This is a genomic window from Streptomyces sp. A1277, from assembly GCF_004795015.1.
Classification (GTDB): Bacteria; Actinomycetota; Actinomycetes; order Streptomycetales; family Streptomycetaceae; genus Streptomyces.
Map to the genome: position 1 here is coordinate 1 of NZ_SSBI01000051.1, position 18,332 is coordinate 18,332.

At 70.3% G+C, this 18,332-nt stretch carries 19 protein-coding genes; 7 read left to right on the forward strand and 12 right to left on the reverse strand.

Features of this window, described 5'->3' with window-relative positions; genetic code table 11:
- Positions 1 to 1,149 precede the first annotated feature (1,149 nt).
- Both E6R18_RS27940 and E6R18_RS27945 read left to right on the forward strand, forming a co-directional pair.
- Complete coding sequence (locus tag E6R18_RS27940) at positions 1,150 to 1,770, forward strand: hypothetical protein (RefSeq protein WP_136319665.1); 621 nt, start codon at positions 1,150 to 1,152, stop codon at positions 1,768 to 1,770.
- A 55-nt stretch (positions 1,771 to 1,825) separates the two neighbouring features.
- On the forward strand, positions 1,826 to 2,242 hold the full coding sequence (locus E6R18_RS27945; RefSeq protein ID WP_136319666.1) for a helix-turn-helix domain-containing protein: 417 nt from the start codon (positions 1,826 to 1,828) through the stop codon (positions 2,240 to 2,242).
- A 683-nt stretch (positions 2,243 to 2,925) separates the two neighbouring features.
- Here E6R18_RS27945 and E6R18_RS27950 read toward each other — a convergent pair.
- The 12 genes from E6R18_RS27950 to E6R18_RS28005 form a co-directional block, all read right to left on the reverse strand.
- On the reverse strand, positions 2,926 to 3,147 hold the full coding sequence (locus E6R18_RS27950; protein ID WP_136319667.1) for a hypothetical protein: 222 nt from the start codon (positions 3,145 to 3,147) through the stop codon (positions 2,926 to 2,928).
- 598 nt (positions 3,148 to 3,745) lie between these two features.
- Complete coding sequence (locus tag E6R18_RS27955) at positions 3,746 to 4,006, reverse strand: hypothetical protein (protein ID WP_136319668.1); 261 nt, start codon at positions 4,004 to 4,006, stop codon at positions 3,746 to 3,748.
- Positions 4,003 to 4,308, reverse strand: a complete 306-nt coding sequence (locus tag E6R18_RS27960) for a DUF6247 family protein (protein ID WP_136319713.1) — start codon at positions 4,306 to 4,308, stop codon at positions 4,003 to 4,005. Before E6R18_RS27960 ends, E6R18_RS27955 begins: the two co-directional genes overlap by 4 nt.
- A gap of 76 nt (positions 4,309 to 4,384) precedes the next feature.
- Positions 4,385 to 4,966 carry a hypothetical protein gene (locus E6R18_RS27965; protein WP_136319669.1) on the reverse strand — a complete coding sequence of 194 codons (582 nt, stop codon included), beginning with the start codon at positions 4,964 to 4,966 and terminating at the stop codon, positions 4,385 to 4,387.
- Positions 4,967 to 4,981: 15 nt separating this feature from the next.
- The gene (locus E6R18_RS27970; RefSeq protein ID WP_136319670.1) at positions 4,982 to 5,539 is read right to left on the reverse strand and encodes an XRE family transcriptional regulator; all 558 of its coding nucleotides are present in this window, start codon (positions 5,537 to 5,539) and stop codon (positions 4,982 to 4,984) included.
- Positions 5,540 to 5,542: 3 nt separating this feature from the next.
- Positions 5,543 to 7,672, reverse strand: a complete 2,130-nt coding sequence (locus E6R18_RS27975; protein WP_136319671.1) for a helix-turn-helix transcriptional regulator — start codon at positions 7,670 to 7,672, stop codon at positions 5,543 to 5,545.
- Between the two features lie 198 nt (positions 7,673 to 7,870).
- Complete coding sequence (locus E6R18_RS27980; RefSeq protein WP_136319672.1) at positions 7,871 to 8,686, reverse strand: DciA family protein; 816 nt, start codon at positions 8,684 to 8,686, stop codon at positions 7,871 to 7,873.
- Positions 8,683 to 11,316, reverse strand: coding sequence for a hypothetical protein (locus E6R18_RS27985; protein ID WP_240799875.1), 2,634 nt, complete (start codon positions 11,314 to 11,316; stop codon positions 8,683 to 8,685). Before E6R18_RS27985 ends, E6R18_RS27980 begins: the two co-directional genes overlap by 4 nt.
- Before the next feature lie 1,017 nt (positions 11,317 to 12,333).
- Positions 12,334 to 12,888 (reverse strand): GNAT family N-acetyltransferase, encoded by a 555-nt coding sequence (locus E6R18_RS27990; protein WP_136319673.1) that lies wholly within the window; start codon positions 12,886 to 12,888, stop codon positions 12,334 to 12,336.
- Positions 12,885 to 13,655, reverse strand: a complete 771-nt coding sequence (locus E6R18_RS27995; RefSeq protein WP_136319674.1) for a GntR family transcriptional regulator — start codon at positions 13,653 to 13,655, stop codon at positions 12,885 to 12,887. Before E6R18_RS27995 ends, E6R18_RS27990 begins: the two co-directional genes overlap by 4 nt.
- A 95-nt stretch (positions 13,656 to 13,750) precedes the next feature.
- Positions 13,751 to 14,338, reverse strand: a complete 588-nt coding sequence (locus E6R18_RS28000; protein WP_136319675.1) for a UTRA domain-containing protein — start codon at positions 14,336 to 14,338, stop codon at positions 13,751 to 13,753.
- A complete protein-coding gene (locus E6R18_RS28005) occupies positions 14,335 to 15,123 on the reverse strand; it encodes a GntR family transcriptional regulator (protein WP_136319676.1) in 789 nt (262 codons plus the stop codon). Before E6R18_RS28005 ends, E6R18_RS28000 begins: the two co-directional genes overlap by 4 nt.
- 488 nt (positions 15,124 to 15,611) lie before the next feature.
- Between E6R18_RS28005 and E6R18_RS28010 the strand changes: the two genes are divergently transcribed.
- The 5 genes from E6R18_RS28010 to E6R18_RS28030 all read left to right on the forward strand — a co-directional run bounded on the left by E6R18_RS28010 (position 15,612) and on the right by E6R18_RS28030 (position 18,274).
- The gene (locus E6R18_RS28010) at positions 15,612 to 16,454 is read left to right on the forward strand and encodes a hypothetical protein (RefSeq protein ID WP_136319677.1); all 843 of its coding nucleotides are present in this window, start codon (positions 15,612 to 15,614) and stop codon (positions 16,452 to 16,454) included.
- A gap of 156 nt (positions 16,455 to 16,610) precedes the next feature.
- Positions 16,611 to 16,820: a hypothetical protein gene (locus tag E6R18_RS28015; protein WP_136319678.1), complete on the forward strand. Its 210-nt coding sequence runs from the start codon at positions 16,611 to 16,613 to the stop codon at positions 16,818 to 16,820.
- Between the two features lie 258 nt (positions 16,821 to 17,078).
- Entirely contained in the window at positions 17,079 to 17,381 is a 303-nt protein-coding gene (locus E6R18_RS28020) for a WhiB family transcriptional regulator (RefSeq protein ID WP_136319679.1), read from the forward strand.
- A gap of 211 nt (positions 17,382 to 17,592) precedes the next feature.
- Positions 17,593 to 17,775, forward strand: a complete 183-nt coding sequence (locus E6R18_RS28025) for a DUF5999 family protein (RefSeq protein WP_136319715.1) — start codon at positions 17,593 to 17,595, stop codon at positions 17,773 to 17,775.
- Positions 17,776 to 17,896: 121 nt separating this feature from the next.
- Entirely contained in the window at positions 17,897 to 18,274 is a 378-nt protein-coding gene (locus E6R18_RS28030) for a hypothetical protein (protein ID WP_136319680.1), read from the forward strand.
- Positions 18,275 to 18,332: the final 58 nt, after the last annotated feature.

Sequence of the window (18,332 nt, forward strand, 5' to 3'; positions counted from 1 at the left end):
CGGGGCATATCCCGCTCCGCGGGATATGCCCCGGCAAGCCGGGGCATAGAGCGCGAATTGCGCAAGCGCAATTCGGATTCCGGCGCAAGCGCCGGAATGGAATTCCGCAAGCGGAATTCAAACAGGCGGGGCAATTCGCGCTTGCGCGAATTGTGGGCACCCGCGCTTGCGCGGGTGCCTGGGCTGGCAGCAAGGGAAGATGCATTGTGCGCGGGCCTGTGTAGGGCCTGGGGTTACCGCCCACTACCCCCGCAACGAAAGTGACGGGCCATCGGCCTGACGGGGTGCCGGCCCCCACCGAAGTGACGGGCTCCGCTGCGCTCCACCCTGACCCCTCCCCCACCCTTGAAACCGGCCTTTTACGTTCACCAATACCCCGCCAGCGTACACGTCGACCCGTTGCCGTGCAGCGGATTGCGTCACGCATCACCCGAGAGTGGGAACATTCAGCCCATGTGATGCATCACCAGGGCTTGCTGTGTAGTGTTTGGGCTCCGGGCGCGCCACCGCCTACCCCGGCCATAAACTCGCCTGCTGAATTCAATTCCTGCGGGCGTAAATACCTCAGCCACGGAACGGAAGCCCGATATGAGAATGCCGGAATTCGGCGTGCGGAGGTACATAAGCCGTCCGGCCGCCAGGCCGTACGACGGAGCCCACCACCAACACCAGCCACGTCTCCAGGCTTTCGAGCGTCATGGTCGGCACCGCCCGAGACTCAGAGCCGCTGCTGCTGTCCCGAGCCCGCACCGAGCCACGGTGCCGCACGCGAAGCGAGCTCAGCCACGGAGGCCGGCCCCCTCGAACCTGTGGTTGTCGCCAGCGACACGCCCGTGGCCGCCTGCTGCTTGTGCCGCGGGGGTCGCGGCGTGGCTGTGGGGGTTCAGGTGGCAGCCGGGGTCTAGTGACACATAAGAGCGTTCCGCGCTGAAACCTGCTCTGAACTGCGGCGATGCGGAACCGTTTGTTCTAGATCTCCAGAACAAACGGCTCCCGGGTGTTCTGGAGATCTAGAACAAAGTCATCTCGAACCTGACGGATCATCAGGTGACTGTGCGCCACAATTTGTTCTGCCCCTCCAGAACAAGCCGGTTTACCTAGTGCTACCGTGCAGGCCGAAACGTTGATCATCTCTGGAGGACTGTGCTGATGGACCAGCTGCCGATCGTCCGCCCCGGCGAGCGCGTGGTTGCGCGGTCGGACGGCAAGGGCGGCTTGATCCTGGGCGTGGAGAAGATCAAGGGCCGCGAGTTCGCCGCGAGCGCGGAGTGCAGCGGCTACGTGCTGGACGCCCGGCTGCTGATGGACGTCCTCGGCAGCCTGAAGATGCCCGGCTCCTGGTTCCAGGTCTGGTGCAAGCTCGTGGCGCTGCAGAACGCCAACCGCGCCGACGACCAGACCCGCGCCGCCGCCCGCGGCTTCGTAAAGACCAACCAGCGTGACCTCCAGGCCCGGTGCAACCTGTCGGCGGCCTCGGTGAACGAGGCGTCGCAGTTCTTCGCGCACGTCGGCTGGATGCGGACCGCCAAGCGCGGTGTCCTCCAGCTGAACCCGTGGCTCACGGTGGCCGGCACCTCCGGCGAGCAGGAGAAGTGGCAGGCGCTCTGGAACAGCGCGGAGGGCCCGGCCTGTCTCATCCCGCACGCCGACTACCCCACCGAGTGGCGCCAGGCGCGGGAGGCGGAGAAGAAGGCCGCGGAGTCCGCGCGCCGTAAGGAGAAGGTCGTCACGCTCCGGCAGCGGCGTCCGGTGCGCAAGGCGAGCGCATGACCTCGTGCGTCATATCCTCGTTGTACGTCGACCTGATCGGAAGTGGTGAGGCTCCGTGAGCAGCTCTTACGTCCCCAGCCCTCCCACAGAGGCTCCCGTCACGATCCCCCGTGACGTCCTGCGCCTCCTGGCCCTGGTCGACGTCTCCACCGCCGGCCGTCGCGTCCTGGACGAACTGCTGTACCTCAGCGACCCCGAGGACGGCACCGCCGCGATCAGCCAGAACGAGATGGCGCGCGAGCTGGGCGCCAGCAAGCCGACCGTGAACCGCGGCTTCAAGGAGCTCCGGGAGTGCGGACTGGCCTGGAGCCTCGAGGACGGCCTCTACCAGCTCCACCCGCTCCTCACCGGCGGCAAGGTCGCCTACCCCATGCCGATCCCGGAGATCCGGGCCGCCGAGCCCGAGCGCTTCACCGAGCAGCGACGCGCTCGCTTCGCCGCCCAGATGGCCAACCTCGCTGCGACCGGCTGACACCGAAGGCCCTCACAAGCCCTCCAGTGGCCCTTCCGGCCCCCTCGGAGACCCAAGGCGCTGCACCCCCCGGGTGCGGCGCCTTCGTACCCGCTCGCGATCAAGCCGGTAGCACTACGTAAACCGCCTTGTTCTGGGAGAGCAGAACAACCGCAGTCGCTCCGCCGCCCTCACACGCCGCGCGGACCGGGCGGCCGGTAGCACCAGGTGAACCGGCTTGTTCTGGAGCAGCAGAACAACCGGCGTCCCTCGGAGCGCTGGCGGCTGTATGCAGCAGTCGTGCATAGATCTCCTGCTGGAGATAGCAGATCTGCGATGTTATGCAGCGGTCGGGACGGCCCTCCGGCTCTGCTGCCTGCCCTGGAGTGGGGAGCACGGGCCGTCGCAGCAGCTGGCCGTGCTGCGCCCGTCGGAGACGGCCTGCTGCCCGTGCAGCAGCCTTGTCCCGCCCGGCCCATGCAAATGCTGCGCTGCACCCCGAACACGGCCCTGCTGCATCCGACGTCCACCACCAAGAGTACGAGCAGCAGTCGAGCAACGGCACCTACAGCACGGTGCCGTGCAGGGCGCGGCGGTCGCCGGACATCGCGTAGCGGCGGGCAGCGAGTCCGTGTTCGAGGGGCTCGCCGATCTGCTCGCACAGCAGCGCCAGGACGTCGGCGGCCTCGATGTGGGTTGGGTGCTCAGTTTCCGTCGTCGTTCATCAGCATGTAGAGGACAGTGACGACCAGGCCACCCACTGTTACGGGCTGTCCTGCTGCAGGATGGCGGTACGTGACGTAAGCCGCCATCGCCCCGGCGAGAAGCAGCACCATCATCCGGATATCACGAGGCCCACTCATGCCGTCGCCTCCGAACTGCTGGAGAAGGCGATAACCGTGTCCGATGAAGCGCTCAAGAAACAACGCAGCAGCAACTTGCTCATATCCGACCCTGGAGGGAGCAGTGCCACCGTGCGGGCCCGATGGCTGCCCCCTGGAGTTGGGTGAGCTTCTATCAGGTCAGATACGTCACGTGGCGGGTCGAAACGCAAGCACCAGGCCCGCCCGCGGGCAACCAGTGCAGGGTGTTCGTCGGTGGGCGCTCAACCTCTGGAATGGCGGACCCGTCCGGGAGCTGCCGAGCGACGACGACCCTATGTCGGACCACAGTCTGCCGGAGACCCGTACGGTCCGCAGGCAGTTTCACTAAACACCGTTGCCAGAACGCCGCACTCATCTACCGGTGGAAATGGGCCGCAACTCTGATAATTTCTGCATCTTCGGAGACCTCCAGGCGCTGCTTGCGCGGTACGGACAGCAGCGGGCGCGGGCCGCCGGGCATCAGTCCGCGGCGCCGGAGGGCCTTGTCCCGGCCGCGAACTTCCGATGCCGATGGACGGCTTTGGGCAGCGGCTGGGTGCACACGGGCGCAATGGGTGGATCGGCGGTGGCTACGATGCGCAGCGGCCCGGCCCCGGCCCCGGCAGCTGCAATGCCGGGGCCGGGCCGCTGCCAGGGGTGGCTACCCGAGCCAGACGATGTTCAGGACGGTCAGGCTGTGCAGGGGCCGGTTGATCCAGTACGTGACGGAGAGCTGGCCGACGGCCGCGTAGCGGACGTCCTCGCCCTCTTCGTCGTCGGTGTCGAACTGGCGGAAGCCGAACGGATCGGCGGCGGCCGCGGCGAGGATGTCCCACACGGTGTCCACCGCGTGCTCGGGCAGCGCGTCAAGGACCTTGGCGGCCTGGGCGGAGACGCGGACCGCGTACGGCGACGGGCTCACCCGCGACGTCGGCGGAGCTCCGCCAGATCGACGGCGTCGCTGTCGTCGTAGCCAGAGGCGACGAACGCGTCGACGGCCGGAGCGTGCGCGATGCGGCCCTGCCAGTCCTGAACGACCTCGTAGAGCCCAGCCAGGGAGAACGTGCGGCGGGATTCCTCGAGGGCGGCCGACCAGTCGCGCTCGAAGGCCGGCACCCAGCGGTCCGCGCGCTTGTCGGCGCGCAGCTGGGCGAGGAGTTCGGCCGGCGCCCCGGGCGCGGGGGCGTAGGCGGTGACGGGTGCGTGGTCGGGCTGCGCGCTCATCTGGTCCTCCCGGCGGGTCCTCCCCTCACCGTACGCGCGCCGGGTGGCCGTGGATGCGGTCATGGGCGGATCCCTCCTACCGGGTGCGCAGGGTGCGGGCGACGGCCTGGGCGTGCTCGCGCAGCGGATGGTCCTGCTTGTCCCAGGTGGCGGCCACGTAGTTGAGGAGTTCGGCCGTGGCGCGCTCCGAGTCGCTCGGGTCGCTGATCAGCAGCCGGTCGGCGGCGTAGGCGACGTCGGCGGCCGGGGTGGCGTGCTCTTGGTCGTCGACGGGGCGGTAGCCGGCGGTCAGGGTGAGGGTGTACTCGTTGCCGGTGCGGGTGAGCGCGGTGATGGTGTTGAGGTTGAGCGGCCCGAAGGACGGCTGTTCGAGGGCGGCACGGATGAAGTGCCGGTGGTTGCCGATCGCGGCGGCCACGGCGTCCCAGGCGTAGGCCACCCGCTCAGCGTCGGGGTCCGGCTCCACGGCGGCAAGGGACAGCTCGAAGCCGGTTCCGTCAGCGTCGCGGAACCAGACCGTCTCGTCACCGGGCGCGGCCGGGGCGACGAAGGTGATGTGCGGGCTGGAGCGCAGCGCGTCGGCGATGCGGACAGCGTCGTGGTCGGCATCGAGCAAAGGGCTCTTGTCGCGGTCGATGGGCGGGAATTCAGTGGTCACGCTTTTCGCTCCTAGCTAGTAATCCAGATCGAGGTAATCGATGTCGTTGATTTCTACGTCCGACAGTCCCATAGCGCGACCGCCGCCGTCCTGGAAATAGACCTCCTTAAACCCTTCGGCGATGATTCCGCGCATCTGCTGGTCGCTGGCCCCCGTGTCGCGGGCGTCGAACAGCTGCTGCGCGTACGCCGCGGGGAGGTGCACGGTGAGGCGGCGGAACCGTCCGTCGTCGGTCGATCCGGCGGACGACGTGTAGCCGAACCGGGCGCGGGTCTCCACGGTGATCCCGCCCGAGGCGGCGGCCTGCTTCTGCCGGCGCTTGCGCACCAGCGGCTGCCAGCGGGCCTTCACCGCGTCGTCGATCTTCGCGGCGACGTCGGCGCGGGCGTGCTTGCGGGCGCCGCGCCGGTAGCGGTTGACGGAGTCGGCGGTGACCCCGAGCTCCTGGGCGACGGCCTTGGCGCTGCCGAACTGCTTGATCAGGAACCCGACCTGCCCCTTGAGGGTCTTGGGCGGGTCCTTGGTGAACGCCTCGCGGTCGGCCCGCTCGATCGCGTCGTCGATGTCTCCCACCGGTTACTCCCCTTCGTCCAGGACGGCGTCGCCGCCCTTGATGTGGCGGGCCGGGTTCAGGCCCTTCTCCATCAGGTCGACCGCCCACAGCATCGACTGGACGCCCTCCAGCTTCGCCAGGCCGGGTGTGGGCCCGAGGCGGAAGGCGCCGGGCTGCGGCTTGCCCGAGGCGGCGTACGGGAGGAAGTCGAGCGGGGAGGTCCCCGGGCTCGGGTAGACGACGCAGTCGGAGAGCACGGCGAGCGGGAACAGCCCGGTCATCTTCGCCATGTTGTTGAGCTTGCGGTGCATGTTGACCCGGGCCTTGCTGATGACGGCGGCCCGGATGTCGGGGCGCCACGTCGGCCGGGCCAGGGCCGGCCACGTCTCGCCCTCCTTGTAGTGCTTGCCCTGCGGGCGCTCGCGGAGCTTGCCGACGCCGCCCTTGACCGTGGCCTTGATCGCGGACAGGACGGCGGCCAGGGCCGGGTCGTTCTGCTTGTGCTGTGCCATCGCGGCGAGGAACGCCGCGTCGTCCAGGTCCTTGGTGACACCCATGTCGGCGAGGGTGTCGACGTAGGCGTTCTTGAGCCGGTCGTGCCACGGGTCGAGGTACGCGCCGGTCTCGCGGCGCAGGTACGCCTCGATCGGGTGCACGTCGTGCCCGAGCTCCTGGGCGTAGGCCAGGGTGTGCGTCTGGTACCAGGCCGGGCCCGTCGGACGGGAACCGTCCGGCGTGAACGGCGAAGGCAGGCGCGGGTCCAGCTCGATGTGGCTGAGGTCGGCCAGCCAGCTCCCGGGGATCTTCGGGTTGAACTTCGGGGCGTGGAAGTGGTCCGGGGCGGAGAGGCCGACGACCAGGCGGGCCGCGGCGGCGAGGAACGCCGTGTTCAGGTCGAGGCCGACCGCGAACGGCAGCGTGCACTCCTCATCGGACAGCGTCTCCACCGACCGCACCCACTGGTACGCCTCCTCATTCAGGAACCCGCCCGTCCAGCCGCTGTTGACGACCACGGGGTGTTCCGGCGTGGCCTCCGGCGGCGCCGGGTCCATCGGCTCCGTGCCCAGGCTGCCCGCGTTGTGGCCGGACACCCAGTTGCCGGTCTCCGGGTCCTGCACGGCCTTGGTGGGCGGGCGCAGCGCCGTCATCAGCTCCAGGCCGGAGACGGCGGTGGAGCCGCGCGGGGTGATGACCCGCTGGGCGTACACGCCGAGGACGCGGGCGATGTCGGCCGGCTCCATCTCGGCAACTCCGGGCCAGGACCGCTCATCGAGGGCGTCCCAGGACAGGATCGCCAGCTGCACGCACTGCCGGTCGCGGCCCTGTGCCTTGCGGTAGATCCGCGCCCACGGGCCGAACCCGCGCTGGGTGAGCTGCCACTTGGCCTTCGCGACCTGCTTGACGACCGAGTGGTCCTCCGGGAGGCGCAGGGAACGGCGCTGCTCGTGGCCCTCCAGGCGCTCGGGCAGCCCGAGCTTCACGGCGGCGGCCGCGGTGAGCACGATCAGCGGGTCGGAGTCCTTGCCGTACCGGTTGAGCTTCGCGGCGCCGAGACCGGACTCGCGCAGCGTCCACTCCACCAGCTCCGGGACGGTGGTCGCCGGGCAGTCCAGCACGACGCCGCCCACGGCGTACGCGGAGCCGTCACCGTCCAGCACGGCGAGCGGGCCGTGCGGGAAGCGCGGGTCGACGGCGGGCGCGGCGGCCTTCTTCGCGGCCGGGCGCCGGGACGACGTCGTCGGGCGCGCTGCCGTACGGGCGGGACGCTCGGGCGCGGACGGGGCGGCCGGGGCCTGAACCGGTGCGGGGGTCTCTGCCTGCTCCGGAGCGGCCGGGCCGGTGAACGTCTCGGGCACCTCCGGCTGCGGCGCGACGGCCGGGGCCGGCGCGGCGGGGGCTCCGTGGGCGGGGTACTTCGCCGCCCATCCCTTGAGGAGCCGCTGGTACGCCTCCAGGCGCGGCGACTTCGGCTCGGAGCGGCCGTTCTCGTAGTTCTTGACCGTCTGCACGGTCGACTTCAGCGCGGTCGCGAGGCGGGCCTGGGTGATGCCGGCGGCCTCACGCAGCCGGGCGCGCTCCGCCGGTGGCGGGAGCTGAGGCTCCTCCTCCAGCAGCGCGTCGATGTTCGCGAACAGCTCCTCTTCGGATGCCATGTCGATCTCCTTTCGTGCCCTCACCCTAGCACTGTTTACCCTAGTCTTTAACCCACTTTTTTAACCCGTTCGGATTGATCGATGGCGCGGAAAATGGACGGCTCGAAGGGTCCGCCGCAGGCCCTGGCTCACACCTGACAGCCTCATCGCGCACCGCCTCCACCTGGGGAAACGCCGTGTGAGGCTCCCAGCCTGGTGTCACGCCGTCTGCTCCAGGCGGCGCGGCACGGCCACCGTGCGACCGGCCTTCTCGTCTCGGGCTCGGCGCAGCGCGGCGGCCTCGGTCGCGGCGGCCTGACGGCGGCGCTGGAGACGGGCCTGCTCGATCGGTGCCGGCGCATCGTCGGGGACGGCGTCGGGCTCGGGGAACGCCCGGCGAGACAGCTCGCGCATCGCCCGGGTCTGCCGCTCCACCGCTTCCGCGATGCCCGGATCCACCCGGGACGGCGGCGCGGCCTGGCGGTGCGCCTCGATCGCGCGCCGGTACCCGTCCGGCGGCGGCCGGCGCTCCACCGGAACGGCAGGCACGGCCGGGGCCGGGGCGGCGGCCGCCGTGGTGGTGGAGCCGGTCTGCACAGGTGCGGGCGCCAGGACATGCAGGGCGCGGACGTGTCCGCCCTGCACCCGCTCGTTGGCCGCCGCGATCAGCTTCGGTGCGCTCCAGCGCAGCTTCGTGCCGACGGCCGGGGCGTCGGGGACGACGTCCAGGCGGCCGGTCTCCGCGTCGAACGCGGTCGCCTGCACGCGCCCGGCGAGCTCGGGCACGGCCGCGGCGAGGATGTCGTCGAAGTCGGCGAGGACGGATCCGCCGGCGGCCGGGGCGACCATGCCGCGCTCGGTCATCATCATGCCGATCGCCGCACCGAGCCCGAGCGGCTCGCGGCCGTCGCGGCGTACGACGGTGGTGGTGCGCCGCTTCGGCTTCCTGATGGCGGCGCCGTTCTTCTTCGCTGCCTCCCGGGCCGCGATGAGGGCCTGGCGGGCGAGGTCGACGCCGCCCAGCTCGCCGGTCATGCGATCACCACCCCGGTGGCGTCGCCGTCCAGCGGGCGCGCGGCGAGGCCGGGCAGCCGCTCCGTCCACGACGCGGGCCTCTCGGGCCGGGTCACGGTCTGCTCGCGCAGCTGCTCCAGCCGCGCCGCCAGCAGGTACTCGGCTACGCGTTCGCGTGCCGTGTCGGCGGCCTTCGTCGCGGCGGCGACGGCGTCCGCACCGGTCGGGTTGTGCCGGAACCAGGGGCGGCCCTGCTCGGACCGGTATGCGCGTCGGGCCTCGGCTTCGGCCTCCGGGGTGCTGCCCAGCGCCGCCAGGGCGTCGTCCTGGTACTCGCCGACGGCCTGCTGCGCGGCCTGGAACGCGGTGAACGCGGACGCGTCCGCAGCCGCCTGCGGATCGGCCTCCAGGGTGGACACGTCGGTGATCTGGAGGAACTCCTGCCACGCGGCGGCGGTGCTGTCCTCGATGGCCGCGCGGGCCCCGGCGACGGCGGCCGCGACGCTGGCCGGGTCGCTCAGGTCGGCGGATCCGGCCGCTGCGAGGAGGCCGGCCTCACCGATCAGGGCCTCGGTCTGGCGGCGGTGGTCGCACGCTTCGCACAGCCCGGCCGCCCGGCCGCGCCCGCAGTCCTCGCACGCCAGCGCCTGGCGGGCCGCGTCGGCGGCGGCCGCGGCCTGCCGCTCGCGTTCCGCCTGCTCAGCAGCCGCCGCATGGGCCGCATCGCGCCGGGCCCGCTCCGCGCGGGCCTGCTCCTGGCGCCAGGCGAGGTCCTCCGCCTCGATGGCGGCCCGCTCGCGCAGCCTCTCCTCGAGGACGCGGCGGCGCTCGCCGCCGGCCAGGCCGGGCAGCTCCCGGTCGATGTCCGCGCCGATCCGGGCACGCCAGGCACGGCGCAGGTGGATGACGTTGCCGCAGTTCTCGCAGTCCTCGCCCGTGTCGAGCCGGACCCCGTCGTCGCACTTGCGGTGCGAGCACGCCTGCCGCTGGGGAAGCCCCCGCCGGATCAGCCACCCGTACGGGCCGGTGACCATCGCCTCGCCGCCGGTCTCCGCCAGGCGGTCAGTGAGCCGGTCGGCCAGCAGCCGCGGCGCACCCTCCGGCGCCACGCCCAGGCCCGCCAGGTGCGCCAGCTCCGCCTTCGCGGCGGCCTCCACCTGGTCCTGCTGCCAACCCGACAGCCGCTCCCACAGCCAGGAGACCGGCCCCAGCGCTACCCGCAGACGAAGATCAGCCGGAAGGGCCACCCGCCTCTGCTGCTGCGCCTTTTCCCACCCCGCGGCCTTCGGCCGGCCACCGGCACCAGCCCCGGCAGCGCGCTGCCCCACCCGCTCATCGACCGGGGACTCCTTCGGCTTTTCCCCGCGCAGCGGGCCGTCCTCGGCCACCGGCGACCCGCTCGCGGCAACGTCGGTCTCGCCGTCGACGGCCTGGCCCTCGCCCGCGCACACGCGCTCCGGCCGACGGCCTTCACCCCCACGGCCTTCGCCGGAAAAACCACAATCAAGCTGCGGAGAAACGACGGCAGTAACCCCAGAAGCGTGGTCTGCGTGGAGCTCTGCACCATCGGGACGCTCCTGATCCACCGCCTCCCCGACGCCCTCAGCACCGTCGATCCCAGGCGTACCAAGGGCACCAGCGGTCCCGGCCGGACCATGATCTCCGCACGCACCATCGGGACGCGCCGAAAACACCGACCCGGCCCCCGAAACAGCCTCCACAGAGGCCAGGCGACGGCCGTACGCGCGGGCGACCGGCAGCAGCATGACCCGGCCCCGGCCGCGCATCCGCGTCGACGTCTCCCGGTGCTGCCGCGCCACGACACCGGCCTCCGTCAGCCGGGCCAGCACCTTCCGCGCCCCCGACGGCGAGCAGCCCAGCAGCCGGGCCAGCGTCGCCGCCCCGCGCCCCTCGCGCTTCTTCACCGAGCCGCCGACCAGCTGCAGCCAGCCCGACGCCCGCGTGTTCAGCACCATCAGCAGCAGCCCGAGCCGGTCGGTCGCCGCGCCCTTGCCCGTCCGGCCGGCCAGCAGCCCCGGCGGCGTCGGCTCCTTGTCCTTCGGCGTCCAGCCGTGCCCGAACAGCGCCTCGCACAGGTGCAGCAGCGTCGCCAGCTCCGCCTTCGTCAGCGCCAGCGGGTGCCCCGCTCCCCCGCCGTGGTGCGCGCGCCACAGCGGCATGACCAGGCAGTCCAGCCCGGTCGGGTGCCCCTTCCCGTCCCTCACGACCTGCGTGTGCACCGCGTCCGAGCCGCGGAGCACGGGCAGCACCTTGTGGTGGACCGTCGACTCCTTCATGCCCATCCACCGGCCGAGCTCCGCGCCCCAGATCGAGGTCTGGAGGTCGTCGTCCTCGCCCTTCGGCGCCCGCGACTTCGCGTACAGCACCACGGCCGCCAGCTTCGGCGCGTCCTTCAACCCGGCGATCGACGGATCCGCCAGCAGCGCCTGGACCGCGTCGCGCAGCCGCAGCCGCATCGCCCGACCGAGGCGCAGCGGGTCCTCCGGGCCCTCACCGTCCGGGACCCCGGAGGCCGGCGCCGACCGCAGCGCGTTCCGCTGCCCGGGAAGCCAGGACCCGTCGACGGAGTTGTCGACGAAGTCCCGCGCAGGGTGGTCCAGCACGGCGGCCGACGCCGCTCCCGCGCTCACAGGGACATCCCCGAGGTCAGGCGGTCAGCCGACCGGGCGTAAACGGTGTGACAGTTGGGGGGTGTGATATACGTCACAATCCCGGTGGAGGGGACACCACAACCTGCGGTAATCACCCCAGAGGGGGTACTGACCTGGTCGTGGTCGACCTGACAAGTCGACCGGAGCTCGTGCACTATGGCGTTAACCGCCTTCCATATAGATCAACAAGGACCGACCTCCGTTGGAGATCGGACGGGTGGGGCGCCCCCTCCGTGAGGAGCGGGCACCGGACGAAGAACCAGAGGCGGGTCTCCCTTCCTTGACGTGATTCGAACGGGTGTTCCAAAGGCCCTTGCCGGGGCTGGCGGAACGGAGAAGCCACTTCGGTGGCGAAGCCGCTTCGGCGGTGCTGTGCAGAAGCCCCCTTGCCGGGGGGCCGCTGCGGTGGTGCGTGGTCCTTACGGACCGGGTACTGCGACTGATTGCTCAACCCAGCTCGATGAGCTGGAGCCCAGGACCGGCTGGAACCGGGGACTGGGCGGCCGACCTCTGGTCGGCGTGAAGGGCCGCGCGAGGCCAAAGTGGATTGCCGTCCACTCGTCTGGCGCGCGCGGCCGGTGGCGCTACGTCACCCCGACCCCCTTGATTCCGAGGCCGGTGTCGGCGTACGCGAAGGCGCACTCGATGGCGTGATCGCGGTGGAGGAACGGCGTAGCTGCGCGTGGAGTTCCGCACACGCGGGTAGTCTTCATCTCGCGATCACCTCCTTTCCAGGTGTCGCCCAACGAGGCATTGCCCCGTACGAGGCCCCGAGGACCATGCCCGGTCCCGGGGTTCTCGTCGTTATGGATCACTTCTGGGCACAGCCTAACCGCACGACCCGACAGAACTACGGGACGAATTCGGGAAGCGTCCGAGGTGCCCGGAATGCCGCGCCCGCCGGACGGGAAGCGCGAAGTGAATTGCCCGCCAGATGGGATGAGCACCGGTCACTCCTTCCTGGGTTGCAGTCAGGTCCTCTTTGGCTCCGCGGGATCAGCCTGCGAATTTTGAGGAGCCGGGATCGTTCAGCAGAGCGTTCGGGTGACGTACGACTGAGGCCGACCGCTGGCCCATCCATCCGGACAGGCGATGGGCTGGGGCTTCAGTACGGACGTGCTCGAACCCCTCGCGCAGGTAGAACCGTTGCAGCTCCAGGTTGTCGCGCCAGCAGTCCAGGCGAACCCAGGTCTTGTTCTGCGCGCGTGCCTGGCTGCCAGCCCAATCGAGGAGACGACCGCCAAGATTGCTGCCCTTTGCGGCCCGCGCGGTGATGAGTTTCGCTACGTAGATGGCGCGTTCGGGAGAGTCGCTCGGTCGCCAGAAATCCATGTCGGCCGGGGCGAGTGTCACTGTGGCGAGCACGCTGCCGTCGTCGACGACCCAGGTTCGGCCGGCCTCGATATCGGCCATCCATTTCGCCAAGGCTGGACCGCGGGTCCGAGGGTTCCTCCACTGATCAATCCCGGCGGCAGCGAGCCAGCCTTCCGCCTCGATGCGCAGCGCCATCAGGGCGTCAACATCTGCCGTAGTGGCGAGGCGCAGTGTCACCGGTTGATCTCCAGTTCGTAGATGATCCGGTTGCGGTCGCCCGGGGCAATCGTGACCATCACACGGACCGGAACGCCGTCGGCTCCGTAGCCAATTCGGACGTGCTGGCATACAGGAGTGCCCGGCAGGTTCTGCAGATCGAGACGCTCGATCTCGGTACTCGTGGGCATCCTGATGTCGAGCTCGTCGCGGATGCGGTGTTGCGGGTTGCCCGTGGCGGCGAGGATGCCGCCCCTCATGGTCACGTCGCGCTCCTCCATGAGGGGAGTGCCTTCGGCGATCGAGACGGGGAACCATGAATCGGCGAGTTGGCACGGCTCGCCGTCGACGAGACGAAGCCGTCGGCGGGCAACGACGGGTGTGCCCGGCTCCAAGTTGAGCCAGTTCGCGATGTCCTTCGGCGCCGGTTCGGTCGAAACCTGCGGAGTGCCTTGCTCGGGCTCCCTGCCCTGGGCTCGGACCTGGGCTTTCCAGTCGTCGGTGTTGGTCACCGGGTCGTCGCTTCTCTCCCCGCGTTCGTACTCGCCGGGATTCCAGAGCAGCGGGTTGTAGACCCGTACGAACGCGCCCGCGCCCTGACGGGCAACGACGTGGCCCGATTCCTTGAGCTGAGTGATGGCCCGGTACACAACGAGTTCGCTGGCGCCGAACTCCGCCGCGATCTGCTTCGTGCTGGGCAGCTTGTCACCCGGCTGCAGCGCGCCGGAGCCGATCCGGACGCGGAAGCTCTCCGCGATCGATCTGGCCGTAGCCGGCTTCTTATTCATGGCGGGAACCTTAGCGCAACTTCCGATAGGAAGTAATGGGTGGGGCCGATCAATCGGTCAGCGACCCATCGAACGGCCCCGAGCGGCGAGGTCGATCAGCTGGTCGGCACGCTGTAGCGCAGCACCCAGGCGTCCGGAGCCAGCGTGTGCACGGTCACCTCGACAGCGCGGCCTGCGCTGGTGCGACCGATGTGAATGATGCGGATCAGGAGAGTCCCGGCCTCGATGCCGAGCACGGACGCCTCAGCCTCGGTCGCCGGGTGCTGCTGGATCTCCTCGGTGACCTCGGTCTGCTCGAAGCCGGCCTCCGCCATACGCGAGATGATCCCGCCCTTGCCCGGATCGGGCTGCTCGATTCCGGCGGCTTCAGCGACATCGAGGGGGATGTACGAGTCGGCCAGCTGCACCAGGCGGTCGTCGCTGAACATCCGACGCTTGCGAGTCGCAGCCTCGGTGCCGGCCTCCACGCCGAGGACCGCAGCGACGGCCTCCGGGGTCACGTCGCGCTCCACGGTCGTCTCGACACGCGGGACGCCGCCCAGCTTCCTGATCTCGGTGTCGAAAGCTCCGCGCGAGGCTCCCTCCTCCCGGCGGGCACGCAGGTAGCGGGTCGAGGAGTCACGCACGATCTTGTCGCTCACGGTGATGAGTCCGTTCTTCGTCTGGTGGTGATAGGCAGTCACGCCGGATCGCCAGGTGCGTCCGGCGGGTCGATCGGCCAGGTGTAGCTCAGCGTCCATAGCGTCGTCGACACCACGTGCACGCAAGCCTCGACGACTCGCCCTTCCCCGCTGCGGGCCACATGCGTGATCTCGTACACCTGGCGTTCTACGGGGATAGCCAGGGCGTTGGCCTCCGCCGGACTGGGCGAGCGAACGTCGATGGTCTCAGTGATCGTCCGCTGGCCGTGACCCAGCTCTTCCAGGCGGGACTTCGAACCTCCTGCTCCAGTGTCCTGCTGTTCCAGCTGCGTTCCGAACGCGATGCTGCCCGGGAAGTAGCTGGTGGCCAACTGGACAACGATCTCGCCGGCGGACATGACCCGCGCCCGGATCAGCACCGTGTCTGGAGCTGAAGGATCGACATCGAGCAGCTCGGCAATGCGCGCCGGCGGGCTGCCGCGACTGATGTCGGTTTTGCTGACCGGCGCCATTCCCAAGCGCTCGATCTCGGCCGCGAAGGCACCGCGGGCCCCGTTCTGCTCCCGGGCGACACGCATGTACCGGCCGGTGCCGTCGCGGTGAATCTTCCCCAGGATGGGCGACACGATCGTGCCCAACTTCTGGACACCGATGGTCAACCCACGCTCGGTCAGGTCGCTGTAGGCCCGCTGGACCGTGGTCCGTGAGCCGCGACCGGCAGCGACAAGCTCGGTGATCTTCGGCAGCTTCGTGCCGGGTGGGTACGCACCCTCCGCGATCTCGTTCGCAAGCTCGTCCGCGAGCTGCTTCCACCGTGGCGTTGCCATGGCGCCTCCCTTCCTACGGTCTGACGACCCATCCAACCTTAATTCCGGTATTAACGCACGGGACTGCTTGACCCGCAGGAAAAAACCGGGATTATTCAACAGGTCGAATGTGGTGGCCCGCGCACGCAGGGTCACCGCGAAGCTCGACAAACTTCCTATCGGAAGCTGTTGACGGCGAGGCCCCTGCGGGTCTACCGTCTGGATCAGCTTCCGATAGGAAGTTGCAACAGCCGGGAGAACAAGCCCGGTTACTGCGGGGCTCTCGGGCCCCGCTCTCGCACCACGCATGACCAGTCGCCACTTCGGTGGCCTCGGGGAGTCTGAGGCAACTAACTCCTCCCCGTGTCCGTGACTGCTGTTTGAACTGTCGCAGCGCGTATGCGTTGTCGGTCCGTCAGGACGCCCGGATCTTCCGGTGGGTGCTGGCGTGGCCGAGAGGGCACCCGCGACGCCTTACCCGACCCGCCTGCTTCGTGAGGAGTTTCCCCATGACCGCATCCGTCCGTGAGCGTGAGGTCCAGACCGTCAGCCAGGAGCGCAAGCGCCGGACGCGGTCCCGCACGATCAGCCACCTTGACCCGATCGTCGTCTCCAAGCTCCCGGCGCACGAGTACGACCTCGATCCCGCCTGCATCTCCCTGGTGTGCCCGTCCTGCCGCACGTGGGTTCCGATCCGCGTCGCCGACACGGAGCGGGCCACGGCCAAGCTGGTCCCCCACCACACCGAGCAGGCCGGCACCGAAGACCCGGTCCGCTGCCCCGGCAGCCACCGCCTGGTCACGATCAACGTCACCGTCGCCACGTGGTCCCGCCGCCTGGAGGAGGGCATCTCGGAGACCAACGGCCGCCGCGCCGACCGCGTCATCCGCAAGCCCCAGCCGATGCCCACCCCGGCTGTCATGCAGATCGTCGGTGGCCTCGTCGACGACAAGACGGCCCGCAAGCTGCACGAGGCCCACGTCAAGAGCTGCACGACCTGCTCCGCCACCACCCCCCGGTGCACGGACGGCCGCCGGCTCGCCCACCTCGCCGCCCACACCCGGCGGACCGCACCCCTCCGCCGCCAGAGGCAGACGCGGCAGGAGGAGCAGGCCGACAAGCGCGCCTGGGCACTGCGTCTCCTGCACGACCAGCAGTGGGAGAAGGTGGCCGGCCCGGTCCACAAGACCGACCAGCAGCGCGTCCGCGACGTCCTGACCGCGCTGCGCAAAATGCTCAACGTCCCGACCAAGCCCGGCGCCCGGCCGCTCACCACGTGGGAGCGGGCCGACCTCCAGACCACGATCGCGGTCCTGGAACGGCAAGAGAAGGACCTCACCCACCGCTGGTAGGCGCTGGACGAACGACCACGGCCGGTCACCCCCCGACGAAACGGGGTGACCGGCCGTGGCTGCTCGTACAAGCAGTCACTCCCCAAATGGGGAGCGATCTCGACAGCCCATGGGATTGCAGCCCTCGGACTGTCCAGGACCTGACTGGAGGACCTGATGCCCAGCATGACACGCACCATCCCCGCCCCGTCGAACGGCCTCTACGACGACATGGAGGACGAGGACAACCGCCGCGGCCCGGAGCCGGATGAGGCCGACGCTTTCCACCGCCTGGTCCGCCACCTGGTTGCCGACGGCGACTCCCGCGCTGCGAAGGCCGGCCGCCGTGCCCGCCGCACCCTCGCGCAGATGGGGGCGGTCCGGTGAACGCCGTCACCAGCCTGACCGACGCGGAGCGCGATGAGCTCTCGCGTAAGAACAGCGAGCAGAACAAGCGGTCGGAGAGCAACCGCCGCTGACCGATCCCCCGGCATTGCCCGTCGTCCCCGCCCCTCACCAGGGCGGGGCCGGCGGAGAGCGTCGGGAGCTCACCCACGCTCCGGCCGTCAGGCCGCACACACGCGAACAGCCCCGGGGATGCACCCCCCGGGGCTGTCTCTTGCACGGACCTTCTGGGAGGCCCTGATGAACCACTCCATCGTAAACGCGGTCTACGCGCCCTCCGCCGACCTGCCGGTCAACACCAACTGGCGGGCCGCCTCCGCCTGCCGGAACGAGGACCCCGAGCTGTTCTTCCCGATCGGCAACACCGGCCCGGCACTGCTCCAGATCGAGGAAGCCAAGGCCGTCTGCCGCCGCTGCCCGGTCATGGAGCGCTGCCTGCAGTGGGCGCTGGAGAGCGGCCAGGAGCACGGCGTGTGGGGCGGCACCGACGAGGACGAGCGCCGCCGGATTCGGCGCCGCGCGGCCCGCAAGCGCACCGCCTGACGGGAGCGCCGGACAACTTCCGGCCCGCCCCGCAGCACCGCAGCACCACGGCTGTCCGCACGGCGGGCAGCCGGCCTTTTCGCATGTCTCCAGCCCGGGACAATCCCGGGATCGCCTTCCTCCCCGCAGGAGAGCCCCAATGGAAAGCAGCCACCAGCTCGACACCGCGACGACTCCCACCGGCGCCTCCCGGATGCCGGACGCGGAGTGCATGCACACCCCGAAGTGCCCGACGGCTGACAGCCCGGATCGCGAGGCCGCACAGGTCGTGTCCGCTCACCCGGAGCAGGGCTGGAGCCTGTTGTGCAACGCCCTGGTGCTCTTCGAGGACACCGGGGAGCTGCTGCCCGACGGCCAGATCATCGCCCCGCACCGGCCCCTCGCCACGGTCTGACGGCTGCCTGATCCGCCCGCACCGACCGCCGAACTCCGGCGGCCGGGTCGGGCGGTGACGGGGAGCCGGACAGCCCGGATCCGCCGGCCCCGCGCCGGTACACGCGATGCGAGGAGACCCCATGGCACAGCAGACGCAGCCCGCCGTACGACCGCAGACCCGCTACCTCAAGGGCGACCTGGTCCTGTTCCGGGACGTCGAGCGGTTCTGGCTCGGGCTGCCCGGCCACACGTTCATCGGCCGGGTCGAGCGGTCCTGGACGAACGTCCACAACGGCAAGCTCCTCTACGACCTGATGGAGCTCAACGCGAGCGGCAACCGCGCCCGCGGCGGGATCGACCCCGACTACATGCGACCGCTCCCGGCGACGGACGCGATGCGCGACATCGACACCGCGCCGCTGAGCGAGACGGACACCGGGGCGATGACCCCGGCCGCCGTCGCCTGGCTGCGCCAGCACCTCACGCAGCACGGCAGCGCGTTGCCCGTCCGGCGCTGACCGCCCCAGCACAACGGCCCTCCGGGACCCCGGCATTAGAGCTGCCGGGGTCCCGGAG

Coding starts and splice junctions, on each gene's coding strand:
- E6R18_RS27940 (WP_136319665.1), top strand. CDS start 1,150: ATGGACCAGCTGCCGATCGTCCGCCCCGGCGAGCGCGTGGTTGCGCGG.
- E6R18_RS27960 (WP_136319713.1), bottom strand. CDS start 4,308: ATGAGCGCGCAGCCCGACCACGCACCCGTCACCGCCTACGCCCCCGCG.
- E6R18_RS27975 (WP_136319671.1), bottom strand. CDS start 7,672: ATGGCATCCGAAGAGGAGCTGTTCGCGAACATCGACGCGCTGCTGGAG.
- E6R18_RS27980 (WP_136319672.1), bottom strand. CDS start 8,686: ATGACCGGCGAGCTGGGCGGCGTCGACCTCGCCCGCCAGGCCCTCATC.
- E6R18_RS27995 (WP_136319674.1), bottom strand. CDS start 13,655: ATGAATAAGAAGCCGGCTACGGCCAGATCGATCGCGGAGAGCTTCCGC.
- E6R18_RS28005 (WP_136319676.1), bottom strand. CDS start 15,123: ATGGCAACGCCACGGTGGAAGCAGCTCGCGGACGAGCTTGCGAACGAG.
- E6R18_RS28010 (WP_136319677.1), top strand. CDS start 15,612: ATGACCGCATCCGTCCGTGAGCGTGAGGTCCAGACCGTCAGCCAGGAG.
- E6R18_RS28015 (WP_136319678.1), top strand. CDS start 16,611: ATGCCCAGCATGACACGCACCATCCCCGCCCCGTCGAACGGCCTCTAC.
- E6R18_RS28020 (WP_136319679.1), top strand. CDS start 17,079: ATGAACCACTCCATCGTAAACGCGGTCTACGCGCCCTCCGCCGACCTG.
- E6R18_RS28025 (WP_136319715.1), top strand. CDS start 17,593: ATGCACACCCCGAAGTGCCCGACGGCTGACAGCCCGGATCGCGAGGCC.
- E6R18_RS28030 (WP_136319680.1), top strand. CDS start 17,897: ATGGCACAGCAGACGCAGCCCGCCGTACGACCGCAGACCCGCTACCTC.